The organism is Alteromonas sp. ASW11-130, from assembly GCF_026183735.1.
In the GTDB taxonomy this organism is placed as follows: Bacteria; Pseudomonadota; Gammaproteobacteria; order Enterobacterales; family Alteromonadaceae; genus Alteromonas.
In genome coordinates, this window is record NZ_JAPFRE010000038.1 from 1 (window position 1) to 16,020 (window position 16,020).

General features: G+C 43.7%; 18 protein-coding genes and 1 tRNA gene. 10 read left to right on the forward strand and 9 right to left on the reverse strand.

Annotated elements, in window-relative coordinates; genetic code table 11:
* Positions 1-169: 169 nt before the first annotated feature.
* From OPS28_RS13350 to OPS28_RS13370, 6 genes are all read right to left on the reverse strand, one after another.
* Entirely contained in the window at positions 170-304 is a 135-nt protein-coding gene (locus tag OPS28_RS13350) for a hypothetical protein (RefSeq protein WP_265609966.1), read from the reverse strand.
* A 44-nt stretch (positions 305-348) separates the two neighbouring features.
* A complete protein-coding gene (locus tag OPS28_RS13355) occupies positions 349-612 on the reverse strand; it encodes a hypothetical protein (protein ID WP_265609967.1) in 264 nt (87 codons plus the stop codon).
* A 277-nt stretch (positions 613-889) separates the two neighbouring features.
* A complete protein-coding gene (locus OPS28_RS17195; protein ID WP_442864000.1) occupies positions 890-1,147 on the reverse strand; it encodes a 4'-phosphopantetheinyl transferase superfamily protein in 258 nt (85 codons plus the stop codon).
* Positions 1,148-1,156: 9 nt separating this feature from the next.
* Positions 1,157-1,630: a 4'-phosphopantetheinyl transferase family protein gene (locus tag OPS28_RS13360; protein WP_265609968.1), complete on the reverse strand. Its 474-nt coding sequence runs from the start codon at positions 1,628-1,630 to the stop codon at positions 1,157-1,159.
* A 529-nt stretch (positions 1,631-2,159) separates the two neighbouring features.
* Positions 2,160-2,236, reverse strand: a tRNA-Ile gene (locus OPS28_RS13365).
* 146 nt (positions 2,237-2,382) lie between these two features.
* Entirely contained in the window at positions 2,383-5,187 is a 2,805-nt protein-coding gene (locus OPS28_RS13370) for a choice-of-anchor B family protein (RefSeq protein ID WP_265609969.1), read from the reverse strand.
* Between the two features lie 136 nt (positions 5,188-5,323).
* On the opposite strand from OPS28_RS13370, the gene OPS28_RS13375 reads away from it, so the two are divergent.
* The 10 genes from OPS28_RS13375 to OPS28_RS13420 all read left to right on the forward strand — a co-directional run bounded on the left by OPS28_RS13375 (position 5,324) and on the right by OPS28_RS13420 (position 12,920).
* Positions 5,324-6,055 (forward strand): MbnP family copper-binding protein, encoded by a 732-nt coding sequence (locus OPS28_RS13375; protein WP_265609970.1) that lies wholly within the window; start codon positions 5,324-5,326, stop codon positions 6,053-6,055.
* The gene (locus tag OPS28_RS13380) at positions 6,037-7,146 is read left to right on the forward strand and encodes an MbnH family di-heme enzyme (protein WP_265609971.1); all 1,110 of its coding nucleotides are present in this window, start codon (positions 6,037-6,039) and stop codon (positions 7,144-7,146) included. Before OPS28_RS13375 ends, OPS28_RS13380 begins: the two co-directional genes overlap by 19 nt.
* Before the next feature lie 104 nt (positions 7,147-7,250).
* On the forward strand, positions 7,251-7,580 hold the full coding sequence (locus OPS28_RS13385; protein WP_265609972.1) for a hypothetical protein: 330 nt from the start codon (positions 7,251-7,253) through the stop codon (positions 7,578-7,580).
* 444 nt (positions 7,581-8,024) lie between these two features.
* Positions 8,025-8,348 (forward strand): DUF3718 domain-containing protein, encoded by a 324-nt coding sequence (locus OPS28_RS13390; protein ID WP_265609973.1) that lies wholly within the window; start codon positions 8,025-8,027, stop codon positions 8,346-8,348.
* A gap of 55 nt (positions 8,349-8,403) precedes the next feature.
* The gene (locus OPS28_RS13395) at positions 8,404-9,189 is read left to right on the forward strand and encodes a LytR/AlgR family response regulator transcription factor (RefSeq protein WP_265609974.1); all 786 of its coding nucleotides are present in this window, start codon (positions 8,404-8,406) and stop codon (positions 9,187-9,189) included.
* 121 nt (positions 9,190-9,310) lie between these two features.
* On the forward strand, positions 9,311-9,643 hold the full coding sequence (locus OPS28_RS13400; RefSeq protein WP_265609975.1) for a CidA/LrgA family protein: 333 nt from the start codon (positions 9,311-9,313) through the stop codon (positions 9,641-9,643).
* Positions 9,640-10,371, forward strand: coding sequence for an LrgB family protein (locus OPS28_RS13405; protein WP_265609976.1), 732 nt, complete (start codon positions 9,640-9,642; stop codon positions 10,369-10,371). Before OPS28_RS13400 ends, OPS28_RS13405 begins: the two co-directional genes overlap by 4 nt.
* A gap of 147 nt (positions 10,372-10,518) precedes the next feature.
* Positions 10,519-11,511: a response regulator gene (locus OPS28_RS13410; protein ID WP_265609977.1), complete on the forward strand. Its 993-nt coding sequence runs from the start codon at positions 10,519-10,521 to the stop codon at positions 11,509-11,511.
* Positions 11,512-11,552: 41 nt separating this feature from the next.
* Positions 11,553-12,002 carry a PAS domain-containing protein gene (locus OPS28_RS13415; protein ID WP_265610022.1) on the forward strand — a complete coding sequence of 150 codons (450 nt, stop codon included), beginning with the start codon at positions 11,553-11,555 and terminating at the stop codon, positions 12,000-12,002.
* A gap of 114 nt (positions 12,003-12,116) precedes the next feature.
* Complete coding sequence (locus tag OPS28_RS13420) at positions 12,117-12,920, forward strand: YggN family protein (protein ID WP_265609978.1); 804 nt, start codon at positions 12,117-12,119, stop codon at positions 12,918-12,920.
* A 133-nt stretch (positions 12,921-13,053) separates the two neighbouring features.
* Here the strand turns inward: OPS28_RS13420 and hemW are convergent, their stop codons facing one another.
* Genes hemW through srmB form a run of 3 tightly spaced genes read right to left on the reverse strand, consistent with a single transcriptional unit; the run spans position 13,054 to position 15,987 of the window.
* Positions 13,054-14,193, reverse strand: a complete 1,140-nt coding sequence (gene hemW / locus OPS28_RS13425) for a radical SAM family heme chaperone HemW (RefSeq protein WP_265609979.1) — start codon at positions 14,191-14,193, stop codon at positions 13,054-13,056.
* A complete protein-coding gene (rdgB, locus tag OPS28_RS13430; protein WP_265610023.1) occupies positions 14,186-14,788 on the reverse strand; it encodes an RdgB/HAM1 family non-canonical purine NTP pyrophosphatase in 603 nt (200 codons plus the stop codon). Before rdgB ends, hemW begins: the two co-directional genes overlap by 8 nt.
* Complete coding sequence (gene srmB / locus OPS28_RS13435) at positions 14,788-15,987, reverse strand: ATP-dependent RNA helicase SrmB (protein ID WP_265609980.1); 1,200 nt, start codon at positions 15,985-15,987, stop codon at positions 14,788-14,790. The genes rdgB and srmB overlap by 1 nt, the downstream gene beginning before the upstream one ends.
* Positions 15,988-16,020: the final 33 nt, after the last annotated feature.

Here is a 16,020-nt window from a genome sequence, read left to right on the forward strand (position 1 = left end):
TATATTGAAGTCTTTGGTCTTGTATCATTTCCGTTTTGGATATATTAATGAAATGACACAGATTTCTAAACACTACCTATCAGCCAGTTGTTAAACTGGCTATAATTCATGCCGACTCTTTCAATGCCTGAGATCTTTCCACTCTCAATACTGGTGTATTCAAATCATTTCATAGCCACTTGCTGCGTACTTCGTCAGCGCTGATATCAACACCGAGTGCTTCTGTAAGCTTCATCGCAACTTTCTGTTGTCCGACGAGTGGATGCTCAATGGAGAACTGAACTACTGCTTTCTCGATAGCCATATCCACACAGTTTTTGTGCCGTAGGTTAGGCGTTTCTTGTCGTTTTAAAGCTTCTGTACCGCCTTCCCCTTTTGGATGGGGTAAATGGTTGGAGCTTGTATTACTTCGGACATTTTAATATTTTCCGAAAGTTCCATGAGCGACTCAATGTTTTTGTTGGCAAGTTTACATTCGTCTGAATCAAACTTTAAACAGTTTAAAACATAAGACTTACCAACTAAAATATAGTTTTCGGCTTGGTATTTCCGGGCAAGTTGTACCCTCGATACTTTTCGATTAACGAACAGTTCCGCATCTCGATCGGTCATTGTCTTTTCAGTCAAGTACCTAGCGTTAGTATCATCTGGAATGATGTTGTTAGCGAACATCACCCTATAGGATATTTGCTCGTCCTACAGCGCAGCTTCTGTGCTTTTATTATTAATTGCTGCAATAAACTCATTAAGTAAAATAGGTTTGGCCAAATGTTCTCCCCCTAAAAATTATTCTTAAATATATATCGGACATCTATGTGTGAGAGCCTAATTCATGCATTTCGTGGATTGCGAACATGCACCTTTGATTGTGTCCACACAGCTGCTTTAGCTACAAGTGCCCAGCGAGCAATGTGAATGGATAAGACTCTTGTAAATCAAAGCAACAATCGAAAGTCATACCCTTTTGAGCACTTGCGCAGAGGGTTTGAGTCAAAGCCAGTTCCAGAAACCCTTTCTCCAAGTCGATATGTGTCACTTCTGCAGCCTCAAATCCAAATAAAGCCCCTATGTATTTGTGAATTGCTTTATATAGGCTCTCTTTTGCCGAAAAGACGAGGGTAACAAGTCTATAAAAGGGGTATTTCAGTGATTTTAACTACGTATCTTCACTTTCATTGATAACTGTTGAAGCAATTTCATGCGCTGTATCATGTGCTATCCAGTTTTCAACATCTATCCCTAAATAGTCATAATGCTCATTGGTAGACGCAGCACATATCGCAATTGAATCGGAATATGAAATTGTTGCTAAAACTCCTGCAGGCCATAACGATTGCCTATCACTGCCAATAGGAATTTTCCGTGCACTTACATTAAGCTCCGCCAGTGTATTATGTGCAATATAGCGACCAGCAAGAAATTCAGCTTTACGTTTGTTTTCGGCATTGTATAGTTGCTCGGGAAAGTCAATTCGCATCTCGGGAAAGAAATCATTGTCAAAATGCTCAATAGCATAATTGCATTTTTTAACAACAATACCTTCCAGCGCTGCAATTTCTATTTGTGTTTGTGATGGCAGAAACCGCTGCGCGCTTTTTGAGTGGGTAGGTAAGAAGCTTTTGTTTATCATAGCCAGCTTCCTTTTAGCTAAGTGAAAACGCGGCGAAATTTGCAGAATGGTTTCTGCCTTCTGAAAAGTGTTTGCCACCATTTGGCTTCTCTGTTTCACACTTATTGATAATCTCACAGAAGAAAATATTTATATGACCACGGGTCACATTGATATTTCGAAAGATATTTAGATTATTATTAGGTTTATTTTGTTTATCTTCACATTTATCAATGATTTCACAATAAAATGCGTCAGCACCTTTTTCACTCTCGAAGTTGCGTATGGAATTTGTGTTGTTTTGTGACGAGTAAGGCACTGCTATACATAGCACAGAAGAGAATAACGAAACGTTTTAAAGTTACTGCTTTAGTTAGCATTGAAATTTTCATATTGCTATACAAATTCGTTGGTCACGCTCCCCGGATATCCATTTTTCGCCTCCCAACTCTTATCTTCTTACAAAACTATAGGGGATGCTGGTTGCTGATAAAACGTTTATGGGGTAGAGCTGTGAATGCTTAGCACCAATTTCACGTGTTTAGTGGAATGGTGCCCCCTCCCTGACTTGAACAGGGGACCTACCGATTATGAGTCGGGTGCTCTAACCAACTGAGCTAAGGGGGCCATGTTTGACGTGCTCGAATTACCTACACAGATCTTCGAAGCGGGGCGAAGTATAAGCACTTTTTTTGCGCTTGTCACCCCACCTAAGGGGAGTTTTATGGCTTGATTTGTCTGTTTGGTTAAAAAGTGAACCAGTTTGATTTTGCTTATTCGTTCTCTTTTGGGTTATCCTGGCATTGATAGTGGGCAGCATAGTGTTTTATCAGCAGTTGACTTAGTAGCAACAGTAGTAGTGCTGCCCCCAACGAACCACCACCTCCACTAGAGCCTGAATCAGTATCAGTGCCTTCGTCGCTGCCGCTATCATCATTGTCCCCTCCCGTATCATTACTGTCGTTAACCGTAATGCGCACACTGTCGGTGGCGCTGACGCCCAATTCATCGGTGGCGGTAAGGCTCATAGTAATAGTGGTTGCTGATTGGGGGGCGGTAAAAGACGCGTTCAGGCTATTGGAACTCGAGAGCGTTACCGCTGCGCCTTCAGTTTGTTGCCAGGCGTAAGTCAGGTTATCTTTTTCCGGGTCACTGGCACTGGCGTTTAACTGTACGCGAGCGCCAACGCTAACCGTCTGATCTGGGCCCGCATTAACCTGTGGAGGCTGGTTGGTTTCGTCGTCTTTTATGGTAAGGATACTGGAGGACATGTCGCCGACTCCATTTTCGTCTGTGCCAATCAAGGTAATGATAACGGTTTCAGCTTGTTCGTCTATTTCATCGTCGTATAGAGTTATCGAAATTGCCTTGTCCTGATTATCACCGTTTTCCCACACAAGTTCTCCGGTTTGAGGCTCAAAATCTTCAGCGCCGGCGGTACCTGCACTCACTTCAAAAGCCACGCGCAGCGTGCCTTGCGTGCCGCCTACACGTGATACGTTTATATTATACAAGCTAATATTTTCAGCCACTTCGAACCTTTCATGGGTGAAGTTAGCGACCCCTTGGTTGCCGCGGGCACTGTCAATGTGCACAGCTAATAGTCCTGCGGTGTGATCTACATTTCCAGTGGAGGGATTAACTAATTTAATAAAGAAGCTTTCAGTAAATTCAGTGTCGTCATTTTGGTTAATACTGATATCAATGATCTGGTCCGGATCTTCTGGGGCGTTCCAAGTCAAAATCCCATTACTGGCAGTGATGTCGGTGTTATCCGCCGACCCATAAATAATGCGATATTCCACATCTATATTGCTAGAGCCTTCTCTCTGTACAGGAATACGCGCCGATTCGCCTGGCTGCACGGTAAGGGTTGGTGCAGTGAAGCGTACTTGAGTGTCGCTGCTGGCGGTGGTGTCATCGCGAAGAATATAAAGTCCACCTTGAATATCACTCACCAAAATAATACCGCTAGGTAGAAAGGGGTATACACCCCATGCTCCGTTAAACGACGCGTTGTTAGAAGAGGGGAACGTATCGAAATAGCCAATTTCTTCAGGGGCTGTGGGATCGCTGATGTCTAAAATGGTTAAGCCCCTTTCATAATTTGACATATAGTAGCGATTACCTTTGGCAAACCCGTTGTGATCGATAGCGCGCGTGCTACCTTCCCAGGTGGTGACTAAGGTGGGCATAGTTAAATCACTTATATCAAAAACATTTACCGCAGTATTCACGCTTAACGAAGATTCATCGCCCTCATCGTGCACGAACAAATACCGATTATCTTCGCTCGTCCAGCCGCTATGGGTATAGGTAATATTAGGGTAGGTTATTTCGCTAACTTCCCATGGAACTTTAGGATTACTGGTATCCCACAATCGCACGCTTTGTTCATTAAAATCTAAGATAACACTACAGGAAATGGAACTGTCGCCTTTACAATCTTCCTGAGCGCGGCCATCAGTAACAAAAAAGCCCGCAATGTCATGCGAATAATCTGTTCTAGTAGCTGTTTCAGGGTTATAGGCTACGCTGGGTTTGTCGGGCGACGTCAACATAAAGCTGCGCCACGCGCCGTTAAAATTTTCTGAACCGGCGACGTGTAATTGTGAAGAGCTGCCGGGAAGCGAAATATTTAAGCCCGGATCGGTGTGCGAAATATAAATATTGTGCGCTCTAACGTCATCCTGTAACGGCGCTATTTCACTTATGCTATCCGGGAGTTGATTTAAATTGATAATCCGTAATCCTTCATCTGCATTGTCAGCACTCACATAAGCGTATGCTTGCCAGCTATGGGTAGCGCGATTGAAATATTGATAGACCTTAATATCGCGCCAGGTGGTCGGCGCTCCGCTTATTGAACCAACAACTTGGGGCGAATCCGGCGTGCTCACATCCACCACTACCACGCCATTGCGTAAGCCCATAATGGCATATTCGCGCATGGTATTAAGGTCGACATGGCCCCAGATGTCATTCGCAGAACTAGAATCTGCGTGCAGTTCTGATATCGGTACATGAGCGATGAGCGCGACGTTTCGACACGAAAAATTAGCCGCTAAACCGTCGATACAATCGGCGGCACCATGACGGGTGGCAAGTTGGGTAATGGTTTGCGTTATCTGTTTCGATACGGACGAAGCGATACTATTTTTGCCATCTGCAATCACATTAAACCCTTGGTTTGATAATTGTTTGGCAAATTCAACAGGAACACCTGCAAGAACCGTATCGTAGGCTGAAGGATTTTGAATTTGGTAGTGGTCAGCCTGGTTAAACCCTCCCAGTACAGGAACCAATTCACCTACTAAATGAAACAATGTTTGTTCGTCTTCAATAGCGTAGTACCCCTTGGAAACGCGGATACTATCCCCTTTGTTAGCATAAGAGGCAGCATAGCTAATTGTTTTGCAGGGGCGAAACCGGTTGTTACAGTTTCCCGTGTCGCTACCATTGGGGGCTACAAAGCGAACCGTCTCACCTTCGCTGTGTGCGTTAATTTCTTGACTGAACGTGATACTTAGCACCACAATTAAACAACAAAGGTAAGGTTTCATTTTGAGAGTGTTCAAATACTTCTCCCTTATTTCATTGACATCTACCTATTAAAACTTAGCAGAGCGGTTACTAATTGTGCAGTTTTTGAAACAAACATGTTTTCACCTTTTTTTTGTTCTCTCAAGTCTGCTGCTGGCAGGTTGTGAGGACATGCCTTTTTTTAAGCAAGAGGCGGGCGAAATACCAATTTCCATAAAAGGGATTAATAAGGAACAATGCCCTTACGAAATTCAGCTTGCCGGTGAACGTTGGCAAATTGAGTATCTTGGGTTTTACGTAAGTGATCCTGAAGTTCGAATTGATGGTAAGTGGCAACGCTTAAAATTTAAAGAATCGGAATGGCAAACACCTGACACGGCATTGGTTAAATTTCATGCTAACTGTCAGGGGCCAAATGTAACAAATACACGTTTACGACTTGACGCTTCTAAACAATTAATGAAATTGTCTACGGCTTTTCGGTTTACCCTTGGATTGCCCTTTGCTGAAAATCACGCCAATCCGCTTACCCAGCCCTCTCCTTTGAATGATAGTTCTATGTTCTGGTCATGGCAGGATGGACATAAATTTTTGCGTATGGATTTGCGCCAAAAGCAAAACCTAGATCATACTTTTTCGTATCATTTAGGCAGTATAGGGTGTGTATCTGATTCGGCAGTACGTCCCCCAGAAAAGGCATGTACGTTTTCAAATCGGGTCAATGTGATATTACGCATGACACAGTTAGATTATGATCTGGCGCTAGAGGTGTCATTGCCACATCTCATTATGCAAACCGACCTGGTCGAGTCAAATGGCTGCAAATTTGAGTCACCTGATTCCGGTGTATGTGGTCGCCTAATGAAAAACTTGCAGAGTCGCCCATGGATAAGTTGGGATTAAGATACGCGTTACTTTTTTTTGGTAGCTGGCTGGTTGCAGCTTGTCAGCCACAAAGTACCCCCTATGTCTTTGCTTTACCCGACACTATCCCCCCGCCTGCGGTGCCAGCAGAAAACCCTATTACGTTAGAGAAGGTTACCCTGGGGCGTATGTTATTTTATGACACCGGGTTAAGCGTCAATCGCTCGCAATCATGTGCAACTTGTCATCAGCAACAATTCGCTTTCGCTGAGCCAACTCAACATGCTACTGGCGCAACGGGGGAGGTGGTGCCTCGTAATTCGATGGCTTTGGTTAATGTAGGCTATAACAGTGCGTTTACCTGGGCGCACAATGGGTTTACTCATATTGAAGAACAATTATTGATCCCACTTTTCAATGAGTCTCCGGTAGAACTGGGGGTTACTGGCAATGAAAAGGAAATACTGAAAAGGTTCACATCAGCTGAGTATCAGGCATTGTTCAAGTCAGCTTTTGCCACCGAACAACCCAGTTTTGATTTAATCGTCAAGGCATTGGCGAGTTTTGTACGATCTCTTACCTCATTTAACAGTCCTTTTGACCAATACGCTTATGAGGGAGATGATACTGCTCTAACCAAGCGACAAATTGAGGGAATGAATCTTTTCTTTTCTGAACGCACCGAATGTTTTCATTGTCACGGCGGCGTGAACTTTAGTCAGTCCAGCACCCATGCCGCGCAAAGTCTGGTATTGCAGCCGTTTCATAATACAGGCTTGTACAATGAAGATGGCAAAGGAGCTTATCCTGAGCGTGACCAGGGGTTGTTGCGGATAACCTTCAACCAAAAGGATATGGGAAAGTTCAGAGCCCCCACGTTGCGAAATATCGCGGCGAGTGCCCCTTACATGCATGATGGCAGTATTGCGACCCTTGAGGAAGTTATCGAATTTTATGCCCAAGGGGGGCGCGGAAAGGGGAAGTCTAACCCTTACAAAAGTCCTTTTGTAAAAGGTTTCAATATAAATGAAGATGAAAAAGCAGCGTTGAAGGCATTTTTAGAAAGTTTGACAGACCATGCCTTTTTGACAAATCCTAAGCATGGGCCACTCTTAAATCAAACTATGTAGACGAAAATGTTAACGTAATCCCGCATGTAGTAAGTGCATTATTTAAATTTCTTTGATATCTTTTTGCCTGCTAACAGATATTCCAAGCCAGTACGGAGATAAGAATGACAGAAAGACCCTTTATAACAAGTGGTCGCAACACCATAATTCACAAAGTGAGAAAGCTTGATCTTTTGGTTGTAAATGGTGAAGACGATCCTCCTATTATAGTGACATACAAAGGGATCAAACGTTACGAAGGTAAGATTCCTGACAATAAACGTGACGCTAAAATGATGGATTTGGAATTAGTAGATGTTACTGCTAGTGACGTATTTGGCGATGAAAAAACATTACTTTTTATTCAAACACTTAATGGTAAAGAATATAAAATCGATTACAGCAAATCGGATACCAGTATGTTTATCAAAATCCATCAGGACAGTACGTTTTAATTAAACTTGAAAAACTGGCGGTTAGCGGGGCAACGTAAATTACTATTTGCCCCTCATTCCCATTGTACCTAGGTGTCGGTTTTAGCAAAAACACGGTCCCCTTTACTCGTTAATTTTAGCCGAGGTATTGCCCTTCGGTAAATAAAAAGGGGAATCACTTTACCCTCAGATAATTCCCCCAATAGTAACGCATACATTCAACTTTTCAGCGACCCATTAAATTCTTTTTTAACGGTTGAAGCCTATCGACATGGTAACAAAGTGTGTTTAGCATACGTCGAATTACCTTCCAGGCCGATAGTTAGTCCCCGCCAATTGCCCATTAATCGCAACATCGCAACGAATTGCAGTTAAACGTTTTTCATAGGCGTTTGTCACTAAGATTTCCTATTTTTTGAATTACCTTTTTCGCCAATGGAAAAGGAATGAAGAAAGGAAAGCGTCATGAAAAAACAACATATTGCCTTTATCACTACATTATTTGCAGCTGGGGGACTCACATTGTCGAGCGCCTCGGTTAGTGCCAAAAGTATTCCTTATGAAGCTGAATTGAAACAGATATGTTATGCCATCGCATCAGGGAAAAAATTTAAATTTAATCGGGCGGTTAAGGATAGTCGAATTAGTATCAGAGCGTTGAACAGGGGGCTGCTGTGCAATGGACAGGATATGCTAAGCTTTGCAGGAAATTATAATTCGCCATCCATGTACGCCTTAGTTGAGCGTAGGACGGGCGCTAAAAAACGGACATTAACCGCAAAACGATGAGTACTTCGATACTGCCTCTGAATCTGCCCTCAGAGGCAGCCGAGACTAAGCCACTATGGTAAACGGTATCTCTCAAATTTGCTTAATCGCAGTGCAGTCACAACCGGTGGGTGTTCAATTACGGCAACGCCTTGAACGACTGCGTGTTTTTGACGAAGTTTGTTTAGTGTTAGCGTCAACTATGCCCGTCTTCGAAGAAGGGCACCTCACGCTTTTCTGCGATATGTTTACCTGGCAACAAACCTCCGTTCTACCTCAGCGTATCGAACGTTTAGTTTTACTCGGAACAAACAATCATGACGCCTTGCAGGCTTTTGCCTATAACGCGTTTAGTTTTTTGACTACCCCCCTGGTTGATGAACAATTAGAAAATGTATGTGTGCGCTTAAAGCAGCATCAATACAATGACGAAATTGTTTCCCATTGGCGAACTATTCAACACGGCTTAAGTCAGCAGCTTGGCATTTCAGAAACTGCGGTTTCGGCGCGTATACTGCGTTTTCGCGACAATGATGATGAGAATACTCTGGTGCTAAAAACACTCACTGATACCGTATTTTTAGCGTGGCAAAATATCGTAAAGATCGAAGCTGAAGGAGACTACATGGAAGTAACAACCGCCAACGAGCAATTAGTTATCAGAAGTTCTTTGGCTGCACTGCTGAAAAAGCTTAATAACGCTCATTTGATTAGAATTAGCCGTTCGATAGCGGTGAATTTGATACATGTGGAAAAGGTATTTAGCGATAACCAAATGAACCACTATGTCATGTTTAAAGACAACTCAGTCGCAAAATTTTCGGCCAAGTGGTTTAAGCAATATCGGAATAGGCTGCATTGATAAGGAATATCTAGGTAATCGCTATTCACAGCAAGTAACTTTGCGATATCATGGGATTATCATTCACTAGTTTAGGTTGTGAACAGCTATCAATCACTACGTTGTTGGCGGGATATGTATAGTGCTTAGCTATCTTTGTGGCGAGTACTTAGTTTTGCGTTTTTCTATACCCTTGCCGGGTGCATTAATAGGATTGGCACTATTGTTTGGTCTAATGGTGTTTTCCTCTTCGCTGACAAACAGCATTAGTGTCGCGGCGAAGCCGTTGCTGGGCAATATGGCATTTTTCTTTATTCCAGCGGTAATGGGTATCGCTATCTATTGGTCGACTCTGCAGGACAATATTGTTTCTATCACCATAGCCATAGTGGGGTCAACGATACTGAGTTTGGGCGTGAGTTATTGGATAAGTAAGAAGTTACTGTCGTCTAGAACAGTCTTAGAAGAAACATGAACGAGATTGTAGGTCAGTTAATCGTTGTATTGACGAATACTGCTTCTTTTACCGCTATAAGCTGGATTGTGCTCACGTTTATTGTTTATGTTTTGTCAACCGGCTTACACGTACTGAGCAATCGCCATCCTTTTACGTTGCCAATGGTGATTACAGCGTTAGTAGTAGGGGGCGTTCTCGCCTTGACTGACGTGAAGGTACGTGACTATCAAGAAGCGACCAGTTTAATCCATTGGTTATTGGGGCCTGTAACAGTGGCATTGGCGGTGCCGCTATATTACCAATACCAACGCATAGCGAAGCTGGGATGGCGTCTTTGGCTGGCTATAGTTATCAGTGGCGTGTTTGCCCCGACACTTGCGTGGGGAATACTTTACGTAATGGATGCGCCTGTCGCGCTATCATTAACCATGTTAGTTAAATCAATTACTACGCCTTTAGCTATGGAAACAACTGCAATAACTGGCGGTATACCCGCCATCGCAGCAGTCTTTGTTATCACCACTGGCGTAGTAGGGGCGATGGTTTGCTCCTGGATATTCCGTTTGTTGGGAGATGATAGTGCAGAAGCACAAGGTGTAGCATTAGGTACGGTGGCTCACGCAATCGGAACCGCCAAGGCGTTACAATATTCAGAAGTGACTGGGGCAGTTGCCGCTATTTCGTTGTCGTTGAACGGCATTATGACAGCTTTTATTATTCCAATATTAATTTCGACTTTAGAATAATGGACTTTTTGCCGATAAATGCTATTTGTTAGTACAGTAACTTAGTGTGAGAGTTATCATATTGTAACGCCTCCCACATTGACCCGTACCACCCAAAAAGTAATACCAGACAGTAACCTTCATCGTTAAGGATGGTAGTAAATCTCAATGTTTTCAGTTTTAGTTTGTGATGATTCGTTAGTGGCCCGTAAACAGGCCGCAAAATGCTTGCCGCAGGATTGGGAAGTGGCAGTCCACTTTGCAAAGCATGGTGGAGAGGCTATTGAAGCCCTGCAACAAGGGAAAGGGCAGTTGTTGTTGCTCGATCTCAATATGCCAGTTAAAGATGGCTATCAAACGCTTGAGTCAATTCAGCAGCTCAATATATCGACTAAAGTGGTAGTGATATCGGGTGATATTCAGCCCGAAGCGCACGAGCGTGTGACCAAATTAGGCGCGATAGATTTTATCCAAAAACCGGTAAAAGCAGATAAGCTGCGAGAAGTCTTAATCAAACACAATATTTTAGCTAATGACGAATTAGCTGATAGTGAAGGCTCGCTTGATCCCGAAGTGCGGGACTGTTATCAGGAAATCACGAATATCGCCATGGGACAGGCTGGTGATCATTTGGCCCGCATAATGAACGTATTTGTGCGCTTACCGATCCCGAATGTAAACCTGATAGAGGTCTCTGAGTTACATATGATGTTGTCTGATATTGAACAGCATGAACAGGTAACCGCGGTTTGTCAGGGCTTTTTAGGGCCTGGCATTCGTGGCGAGGCTTTGTGCATTCTAAGCGATTCAAGTTTTGAAGACGTAGCCAAAATTCTTGATATAAAGCAGGAGGTCGATGATCAAATCCAGTTAGAGCTATTGATGGACGCTGCCAGCTTACTCATCGGGACCTGTCTAGCTGGGCTGGCCGAGCAAATGGATGTAAATTTTAGTCAAGGTCATCCCGTAGTGTTAGGGCAACACCGCGTTATAACAGACATCATCAGTATGAATAGGGTTAACTGGCGACGCACGCTCGCGATTGAGTTGAGTTATGGCCTTGAGGGTTATAATGTTCAGTGTGATCTCATATTATTGTTTACAGAAGATTCCATGATTACTATGAATAAAAAGCTTTCACATCTGTTGGAGGATGAGTAGTGGCCAATGATGCGTTAGATGAGTTAAGAGAATTTCACTGGATGGCAGATATGCTGCATTCGGTGGATGTGGGAATTGTAGTATTAGATAAACAGTTTAAAGTACAAGTATGGAATGGCTTTATGGAAAGCCATAGCGGTTTGCTGCCAAGTGAAGTGCAACAAAAATGCTTATTCGATTTATTCAACCATATTGATGGAGAATGGTTCGCCCAAAAAGCCAAGCCTGTTTTTGAACTAAAAACCCGGGCATTCATGACCTGGGAACAACGGCCTTACTTGTTTAAGTTTCCTAATTACCGACCTATTACGGGTAGTGAACCTTTCATGTATCAGAATATTGCGTTGTCACCGTTAACGTCCACAACTGGAACAGTGGATTTTATTAGTATGATGATTTACGACATGACCGATATCGCCAGTGGCAAAAAACAGCTTGAAGCCTTGCAGGTGAGTGAAAGCGAAGCCGCTGAACGGACAGCCCGACGTTAGCGCGATAGGGCAAGCAATAAGTGGAAGCTGGCTCAATGCTGTTTTCGACTTGAATATTAGCGAATTAACCTCAACCTTCTTTTCATTTCAGAAAGCGGAATGCATTATTATTTCATGATGATCAAAACCCACCTCACATTTATTCTGCTTGCATCGCTGTGCTTGGTAGAGCTGATAAAGCCGGTGCGTGCCGAATTTACCTGTGATATCGATTTCGCTTACGGAATCCTGGTTTCAGAAGACCAATTACGTGTGATGGACGAAACACGCACCATTATGCAAATCAACCACCAGTCGCAGTTATTTGTCGGTGGACGTTGGATCCAGCTAGAAAAAGAAAATACGAAACTGCTTCACGAGTATGCGTCAGGCTTACATTACGTCATTCCTAAAATGATTATTCTGGCTACCGAAGGGGTAGAACTAGCAATCGAAACAATTGACCATGTCTATCTGGGTTTGGTGGGAAGTGATCATGAAAGCTACGAAAAAATACGACGGGCAATGGAGCGTGTACAGCAGAAAGTTAAAGACAAATTTCGCCAAACCGGCCCGTATTACACCATCGGCCCTGGCTCGTTAGAAAGTGTGGATGAGTTTGTAGATAGTGAAATTGAAGCACAATTGGAAGAGGCGATTTCCACGTCAATCGGCGGAATCTTATCGGCCATTGGGGGCATCAACACAACCGATCCAGAGTTATCTAGTGATAAGGTTGAACAAATTTCTCGCCAGTTAGAGGAAATGGGCGAGCAGATAGAAAAAGATGTCGGCCCTCGCGCTTCGAAGCTCAAGAACAAGGCGAAGTGGTTTTGTGATACGTTGACAGATTTAAATAAAGTTGAAGAAAAACTTAGACGACAGATTCCAGCCCTCAAACCCATTGACGTAATTACCGCCGACAAGCGAAAAGACTAATCGCCGCAAAGGTTTTATATTTGGTATTACGCCCTTTTTTTGCCTCGTATTGGAAGTGGCAGTAAGCTTTTTGATGTTTCGCAAACTAAAATCCCGTCTAAGCAACCGGGATTTTTTTATAATTTTTACTTAATCAAACTAATGCACTAAGCAGAGAATTTAAGTATCGGTGTCCCTTAGGCGTCACCTTCCAGTGACTATCCGTAATCTCGATCAACCCATCTTCTTGTGCCTTGTTTAGTTCAGCCGTCTGCCCTGCACTGAGCTGGGTGCCGGTTAGCGCTTCAAAATCTTCAACGGGACAGGGTTCCACTAAGCGAAAACGGTTCATAAAAAACTCAAACGCAAGGTCATCTTGTTTAACGTCAATCGTTTGATCCAGATAGGGGCGCGCTAGGTCCATGTAGCCTCTAGGGTGCTTTACTTTTACCGTACGCTGAATTTTCCGTTGTTCAGCATGGGTTATTTTGCCATGTGCGCCGCACCCAATACCCAAATAATCGCCAAAGCGCCAGTAATTCAAATTATGTTGGCATTGCCTTCCCGGTAGGCTATAGGCGGAGATTTCGTATTGCTGAAAACCATGCTGCTTTAATAAGTCATGACCCTTAGCCTGAATGTCCCACAACACATCATCGTCAGGTAATTCGGGCGGCTTTGAATAGAAAGGAGTGTTAGGCTCTATCGTCAGCTGGTACCACGACAAATGAGGCGGTGCTAACTGAATAGCTGTGTGCAAATCGGATAATGCATTTTCGATAGATTGTTCGGGTAAACCATGCATCAAGTCTAAGTTAAAACTGTTAAGTTGTGACCCTTGGGTAATTTTTATCGCTCGTTTTGCTTGTTCTGCATCGTGGATACGACCAAGCACGCTTAGATGGTGTGACTGAAAACTCTGTACGCCTACTGATAATCGATTAATTCCTGCCTGCACATATCCGTCAAAGCGCGCTGATTCCATGGTGCCGGGGTTGGCTTCCATCGTAATTTCTGCATCTGGCTTTACTTCAACTCTTTGCTTTATACCGAGAAGTAGGTCGGCTATGCCTTGTTCTGAGAAAAGGCTGGGGGTACCCCCACCAATAAAAATAGTTTCTATTACCCGATTACCAATTAGTTCAGCATCACGGGCTAAGTCATCAAGTAAGTGCTGAATGTATTCTTTTTCAGGAATAGCCGACTTAACCCCGTGAGAATTAAAGTCACAATAGGGACATTTTTGTACACACCATGGAATATGCACATATAGGCTAAGGGGGGGATTACGCAAACAATTGCCTCATCTGTTTCATCAGTGCATTCAATGCTTGCCCGCGATGACTAATGTGATTTTTCTCGGTTTTATCTAACTGGGCAGCGGTACATGTATGTTGTTCAACATAAAAAACCGGATCATAACCAAAACCTGCGTCACCCTCTTGGCGTTGAGTAATTGAGCCATGCCATTTTCCCTCGCTGATTAGAGGCACGGGATCGTCGCCATCACGCATCATTACCAACAGACAGAAGAAATACGCATTACGGTTCGATTCGCCTTCTAGCCGTTCCAATAGCAAATCGATATTGTCTTGATCAGAAGCGTTTTCACCAGCAAACCGCGCTGAGTAGATTCCGGGTGCGCCACCTAATGCCTCAACTACAATACCCGAATCATCAGCGATAGCCGGCAGGCCGGTTTCTCTTGCTGCATGGCGGGCTTTGATAATGGCATTTTCGACAAACGTTGTACCGGTTTCTGGCACATCACTTACGCCTAAAACGCTTTGGGGAACAATTTCTACGCCCAGTTCAGCGAATAAATTTTCAAATTCCCGAAGCTTACCTTTGTTACCAGAGGCTAATACAATTTTTTTGGGAAAGGCTATCACTTTTTCCCCTTAGCTTTAGTTTTTGACTTCTTCTTTTTACGCGTGGTGGACGGCGCTTTATGTTTTGGACGTAATTCGTTTATTACCCGGGCTTTGAATGGTTCATTCGTGTAACGAGCGACCTTACCTACCATTTCAAAATCATGCGCTTCAACTAAAGATATTGCGGTACCCTTAGCGCCAGCGCGGCCCGTGCGACCAACGCGATGGACATAAATGTCAGCTGTACGCGGCATATCATAATTGATGACGTGGCTAACATTCGGAACGTCAATTCCTCTGGCGGCTACATCTGTCGCCAGCAAAATTTTAACTTTACCTTCTTTAAATGAGGCTAATGCCGCGTTGCGCTTATCTTGGGGCATCTCGCCTTGTAGCCAACTGACATGCAAGCCGTTAGACATTAATTTACTTTTTAACATATCTAAGCGATCGCGTGTTTTAACAAACACAATCGCGTTTTCAATTTGGTGCGACAGAATATGGACGAGTAACGCATCTTTATGAGCGAGATCATCAGCAAGATGGTACCACTGATGAGTTTTTGCTTTTTCTTTACGAGAAGGGTAGGCGGTTACCTCTACTGGCTCATCTAAAATATCTGCGGCAAAACGCTTAACACCAGCACCTTCCAGCGTAGCTGAAAATAACATGTTTTGTTTGCGCCAGCGTGCTTCTCCTGCTATTTGCCCGACAATGCCGCCGAACCCCATGTCTAACATACGGTCCGCTTCATCCAGGATAAGACACTCAATATTCCGACAGTCTGCGTGTTCGTTGTTGATATGCTCGAACAGGCGGCCGGGTGTCGCCACTAGAATATCCAAATTTTTGCTTAACGTTTCATTGTCGGTGCCGTAATTAATGCCGCCCGTAATGACCCCGCAAACCAGTTCTGTATACTGGGTTATGGCTTTTGCTTGTTCATACACTTGTAGTGCTAATTCTCGGGTAGGGGTGAGGATTAACACGCGCGTGGCCCCAGGCTCCTTACGAGGAAAGTCTAATAAATACTGGCATGCAGGCAATAAAAACGCAGCAGTTTTCCCCGTGCCAGTAGGCGCAGAAGCTAACACATCTTTGCCTTCCATTGCGGGAGGGATAACCAATTCCTGAATGCTGGTGGGACCGGTAAACTTCATATCTGCCAACGCGTGACACAAGTCTGAATCCAGATCTAAATCTTCAAAAGTCATATAAATGCAGGTCGCCTGGTAAATTGCGTTATT